This is a genomic window from Desulfonatronum zhilinae (genome assembly GCF_900182865.1).
In the GTDB taxonomy this organism is placed as follows: Bacteria; Desulfobacterota; Desulfovibrionia; order Desulfovibrionales; family Desulfonatronaceae; genus Desulfonatronum; species Desulfonatronum lacustre.
In genome coordinates this window covers 1-5740 of record NZ_FXUJ01000055.1, presented here as the reverse complement: position 1 = coordinate 5740, position 5740 = coordinate 1, and the positions used below count along the sequence as shown (strand labels likewise).

5 protein-coding genes are annotated in these 5740 nt (G+C 59.0%); all 5 read right to left on the bottom strand.

Features of this window, described 5'->3' with window-relative positions:
• The coding region (locus tag AC559A_RS18600; RefSeq protein ID WP_498819196.1) for a contractile injection system protein, VgrG/Pvc8 family at positions 1-362 on the bottom strand (362 nt) is incomplete at its 3' end.
• Between the two features lie 134 nt (positions 363-496).
• The gene (locus tag AC559A_RS18595) at positions 497-1378 is read right to left on the bottom strand and encodes a pentapeptide repeat-containing protein (RefSeq protein ID WP_498819195.1); all 882 of its coding nucleotides are present in this window, start codon (positions 1376-1378) and stop codon (positions 497-499) included.
• Positions 1375-4005, bottom strand: coding sequence for a DUF2169 family type VI secretion system accessory protein (locus tag AC559A_RS18590; RefSeq protein ID WP_498819193.1), 2631 nt, complete (start codon positions 4003-4005; stop codon positions 1375-1377). The genes AC559A_RS18595 and AC559A_RS18590 overlap by 4 nt, the downstream gene beginning before the upstream one ends.
• 31 nt (positions 4006-4036) lie before the next feature.
• Positions 4037-4984 carry a hypothetical protein gene (locus AC559A_RS18585; protein ID WP_498819192.1) on the bottom strand — a complete coding sequence of 316 codons (948 nt, stop codon included), beginning with the start codon at positions 4982-4984 and terminating at the stop codon, positions 4037-4039.
• A gap of 61 nt (positions 4985-5045) precedes the next feature.
• Positions 5046-5740, bottom strand: a 695-nt coding sequence (locus AC559A_RS18580; protein ID WP_498819191.1) for an IS630 family transposase, incomplete at its 5' end; no start/stop codon positions are given.

Below are 5740 nucleotides of genomic sequence, written 5' to 3'. Positions count from 1 at the left end.
TTATCCACCTTTTTATTCAGAAATATCTGGTTGTGCTGGGTCAGCGTCAGCCACCACAACTTGGGACGCAGCTCGGCCCGGTAGAAAAAGTAGGCGCCGGCCTGGTGCATCTGCTCGAAGGCCGAGAGAATGCCGTGAAAGGGCAGATCCTCGCTTCCGGAAATCGAGCCCTTGATGGTGAACGTGGCCGGGTTCTGAAGCACGGTGGTCAGGTCGATGTCTTCCTTTTCGGAAACCAGCAGGATCTCAAAATTGTAGAGCGTGGAGAGGCCCTCCTCGCCGGAAAACCGAACCACCGAGAAGGTGTCCTTGGGCAGGGCATTGCTGATGAATGTGAAGGCATTCTCGTTCAGGGTCGGCATGGGCTTCCTCGTCAGTTGGGTTGCGATCCGGATATCTCAGCGCGGACGGGGCCGGTCCACGGCAAAGGTTTCGCCGCAATTTTTTCAAAAGTTGTCTTATCCCAGCTACTCAAGCTGAGTAATGACCTGCCTCTTTATCTATCCGTTTTAGCCTGCCAGCGTTCCGCCGCAAGCAGGTCCGGGTCCGTGGCCATGACTCCGGTCAGGTCGGCTCCGTTCCACAGCGCCTGGTCCCTGAGTACGCCGTGCATGTTGGCGTGGGTAAGTTCCGCGTCGGAAAAAACCGCCTTCTGAACCGTGGCGTGGGAGAAATCCGTGTAGGGCAGGGCGGCCTTCCTGAAGTCGGTCCTGTTCAGGTTGGCCCCGGTGAACAGGGACTGCTCGATCCTGGCTTCGTGAAACATGGCCCCTTCCAGCCCGGCTTTCTGGAACCCGGCCATGAGCAGCGCGGCCCTGGTGAAGTTGGCCGACGGCGCTTCGGCTTCCGCGAAATTCGTGTACGCCCCGGTGCTCATGGAGAAGTTGGCGTAAGCCAGGCGGGCGCCGGAAAAACTGGTCTGGGTCACGTCCAGGCCGCTGAAGTCGGCCCGTTCCAGATTGCACCGGTCCAGCATGGCCATGGCCAGCGTACAGTCGGAGAACGATTGGCCGGTCAGGTCGGATTCCACGAGCCAGGCCTTGGTCAGATCGGCGCCCTTGAACACGGCGTCCTTGAACTCCGTCTTTTCCGCGAAGACCCTGGTCAGGTTGGCGAAGGAGAAATCAACGCCTCTCAGACGGCATTGGTGCAAGACGGTCATTTCCAGATCCGCGTTGATGCATCGGACCCCACAAAGATCGCACTCGCTCAGATGCGCCCCGCTCAGGCCCGCGTCGACCAGGATCGCGCCGGCAAGGTTGACCCGCAAAAAGGATGCGCCCGACAGGTCCGCCCCGGTCAGGTCGATGCCGGACAGGTCGATGTCCTGGAGCAGTTCCTCGGCCTGGACAGCGTTCAGCACGTCTTGAGCAGTCATTGTACATGCCCCATGGTCAGCAGGGTTCGTTTGAGGTTCGCGTGGGCAAGGTCGGTGTTTCCGATCCTGGCCTTGTAGAAGTCGACCCCATAGAGATTGGAGGACGCCAGGATCGCGTTGACCAGGTTGGCCTTGCGCAGAACGGCCTTGAACAGGTTGACCTGGGACAGGTCGGCCCCGTCCAGGTCGGCCTTCATGAAGTTGGCCTCCCGGGCCGTGGCCCGGCGCAGGCTCGCCCCGGCAAGGTTGGTCCGGCTGAAGTCCGCGTTGTCCAGCACCGCCCCGGTCAGGTCCGCTCCGGACAGGTCCACCCCATCCCAGCAGGCCCGGCGCAGATCGGCCCCGCGCAGGTTTGCTCCCGCAAAGGACGCCTGCTGGTCTGAACGGGACGCGCCAAGCATGGCGTTCGTGAAGATCGTTCCGGCGCAGCGCGTGGCGTGCAGGCGCAGTTCAGGGGCCTTGATCCCGGTCAGGTCCGCTCCCGTCAGCGTGGCCCCGGAAAAGTCGGCCTCTTCCAGATCGGCCCCGGCCAGGTCCGCGCCGGTCAGGTCCGCGCCCATGAAGCCGACTTTGGCCGCCTGGACTCCCCGGGCCCGGACCCCGGTCAGATCCGCCTGCTCAAAGACCGCGCCTTGAAGGTTCGCCTGGCCCAGATCGGCTTCGGTCAGTTTCGCCTCCGCGAAATCCCCCTGGGACAGGTCGGCCTGCTTCAGGTCGGCCTCACGCAGGCTGGCCCCGGCGGCATGCGCCTCGCGCAGGTTTGCTTCGTGAAGATCGGCCCCGTCCAGGTTCGCGGCGGTGAGGATCGCGGCGGTGAAAACGGCCCCGGACAGATTTGCTCTCTGAAATACGCATTTGTCCAGAACGGCCTCGGTGAAATCCGCCCCGGACAGGTCGCGCCCGGAAAAATCCAGGCCGGTCAGGTCCAGGCGGGCCAGGCTTTGGCCGTTGTCATGCATGGCCATGACCTGCTCGACGTCCAGGGGGGAGCCTGGTCCGTGAGATTCGTCAGACTCGGGGCGCGTCTCGGAAAGATCCTCGGAGGGCGCCTCTGGTTCCGGCTCCTGTTCAGGCTGGGGAGCAGCCTCTGGTTTCAGGGCCGCGAGGGCGGCGACAGCCCCGGCGGCCTCTTTCAAATGCGCGTCAGCCTCCAGGAATTTGGCCTCGATGTCCGGATTGTTGATCCCCGAAGCCCGCAACCGGCCGATGATCTCGTCCACGGAAGGCTGGGGCACGTCAGGCTGGGGTTCCAGCAGCTTGAGAGCCTCCTGCTCGTCCACATTGAATCTGGCCAGAAGGTCTTTGGACTGTTTTTTCAGGTCTGCCATCAAGGTTTCGAGATCCTCGACTCCGACGACTTCCGGCGCTGATTCCTCGACAAGGGCCTTCTTGAAAACCTCGTCCGGGTCCAGCCCCGCCTTGACCAGCATATCCACGGTCTGCGCCTGCAGGGCCTCGGCCTCCTGCAGGATCTGCTCAAGCTCGGAGCTTGGAGCGGCCACGGCTCCCATTCCGGCAACAGCGGCAGCGGACGCCGTTACGCTGGGTTCCGGAGCGGCTTGGGGGGGGGCTTGTGCCGGCTCGTCCTGCCGGTCCGGGGGCGTCTGCATCTCCACCGTGGGCTGAAGCTCCTCCCTGAACAGGCCAAAGTAGTGTTCCAGGGGTTTGGGCGCGTCGCTCAAGGGTTCCCAGCGGGCAAAAAGGTGCAGCACGTCCTCAAGCTCTTCGCTTTCCGTCCCGGCCACGCCTCGAAAGAGGATGATGCCCCGGTCCTGCTCCGGAAACAGCCAGACCGTCTCGGCCTGGCAGGGGACTTCCGCGAACACTTCCTGCCCGGCCTCGTTGCGGTGGATGAACAGACGGGCCCTGACGCCCGGCAGGCTGGAAATGATTCGCGGCGTGGTCGGGTGCATGTTGAGAAACTTCACGACTTCATCGCCCTGGAAAAAACCCTGGATGCGCTGGTCCTCGGGGGCGACGTTGAAGTATTCCGGCCGGGTGCTTCGCGGAAAGGCCGGCCAGCTTTCCACAAGATAGCTCTCGTCCACGGTACCCATGTGCCGCATCCTCTGGGGCCAGGTCATGGGCCAGGCCGTCAGCCCGGCCGGGCAAGGCCGGTCGCCGGGAGCGCCGACCAGGTTTGCGGGGTCCTGAATGTTCGGCAGGGGCTGGCGTCCTGATGCATCGGGGGACGAACCTTTGCCCACGGGGTTTTCCGGAACGTCTGGTCCGCCAAAGGCGTGTTCATGTTGGATGCGCATGGAGGTGAAGGGCTCCGGGTGGGACGGGGCGCCGCCGGCCGTCCAATAGCGGTTGCCAAAAACATGCAGCGACTTGATGGAATTCCCTACCCGGACCCGGACCTCCTGGGCCGTGACCGGGCTCGGAGCGCAGGCCGATCCGTAGACCAGAAACTCCCCCCTGGGCTTGGGCATGCCGAAATCGAAAAGCTCGTCCTTTCCCAGCGCGGCCTCAATGGCCGGCCACATGGCCTGCATATGCAGCAACCGCGGAGCGTCCGCAATCAATGAAAAGCAGGCCGATGCGGCCAGGGAGAGAAAACAGCGTTCGCCCTCGCGGAAACTACGGCCCGTCAGATTCATGTCGTCTGGGAGAAAAGTTTTCATTGGGCCCTCTCAGATTATCAAATGGATGTGCTCATCCCAGCCTGATCGCTTTGCCTTTAGCCGCTGTACCGAAAGTGGTTAGTTCGAATGTTTCGTCTCCGAACTTCAACTTGATGGCGCCACCGTCGATGGAAACATACTTCCCCCCCTGTTCCATCTTGGCCGATGTTGTTGTCAAGGCAATCCGGCCCGCAGATCCGGTATCTGCCTCGGCCGTCACATTGCCGTTGTCCACGATGATTTCACCGGTTCCCCTGGTCAGTACGACCTGCCCAGGAGAATCCAAACCGTTTCCGTACCCGACTTTAATCTGGGCTCCGCCGTCTTTCGCCAGGATCACCCCTCTTCTCTCCACGATAACAATGCCGCCGCCGGCGCGCTCCAGAACGATAGAGTTCACGTCATCCGGGACGATGCCGATGGTGGAAGATGGCTCTGCTTTCATCTTGATCCCTTTATGTGCAGTCTCATGAGTCTTAACAGCTATCCCATCCGCCGAGAGATTGATTTCTGATTTTGCCTTATTAAGGGTTTTAATCAGATCTTTCATTATGCCTTCCATGGCTACGAATTGTAAGGCAACTCCACTTATAACAGGAAGAAAACTCCAAAAGCCAGTGCGTGTTTCCGCAGTATTTGCGGGAAATGCTGCGTGTATCGCATCGCCGCCTACGCTTGCTATAAGAGAGGCAAGAATCATTACAGTCTGACCGTAAGCCTCCGTAATTGCCTGGTATTTTATTTGCTCGGGCTCGCTCATACCGCACTTGAGAGTCACATTGGATTTCCCAACTACCTGGTATTTATCTTTTAACATTGATTTGGCACCGCCTATCTGGTAATTATTACTCTTAGGAGATGTGTAGCTGAGAGAATCATTCCAATCTACTATATATTTCGTCCCAAGGGTTACGGCGGTCGACATTCCAAGTGTGAAGGCCGTAATTGCTCCGAGAGTGGCGGTGTTTCTAGTCCCCATGGTAATGTTGGTGACTTGGCCGGCGACAACATCCTGCTTGTTCCCTAGTACCGTATAACATTTAAATTTTCGGATAAAGCCGTTTCAGTTTGATCCTGGCGTTTTCGGTTTTGAATTGCCAGTCAATTTTTCGAAAACGATTGTTCATGTTCTTTTCCCAGGCAGCGACTTCAGCTTGCATTATGGCCATGTCGGGAATTCTGCGACTTAAGCACTGACCTTTGAGGGCGCTGAGTTCGATCTCAGCCATGTTGAGCCAGCTTCCATGCTTAGGTGTGTAATGGATTTCGAGTCGTTCCGCTAATCGTCTGGCTTCCGCTGCATCAAAGGTCTCGTAAAGAGAGGCGATATTGTGAGTATTGAGATTGTCCATCACCAACCGCACTTTGGTTGCTGCGGGGTAGCGCTCGTCCAGCATCTGCTTGATTTGCTGCGCCCAGTCCTTTCTGGTGCGACGTTCGCAAATCGCGACATGTCGCTTGCCTGCAAGTGGCTCAACTTCCATAAAAATCTCAACAACGCCCTTTCTCACATACTCATCATCAACGCGGGAAATCTGTCCCGGCTTGCACGCTATCGGCTCTCGAACTTCGCCAACAAGTTGTTTATTGGACTCATCCATACAAACCACGGGAAAGTTTGGATCATACGGCAGATGATAGACCTCCAGAACATCTTCCATCGCGGCTACAAAAGCGGCATTTCCCCGTGGTGGAATTTTCCAGTATTTGCTGAGATGAGGTTTAAGTTCCGTTT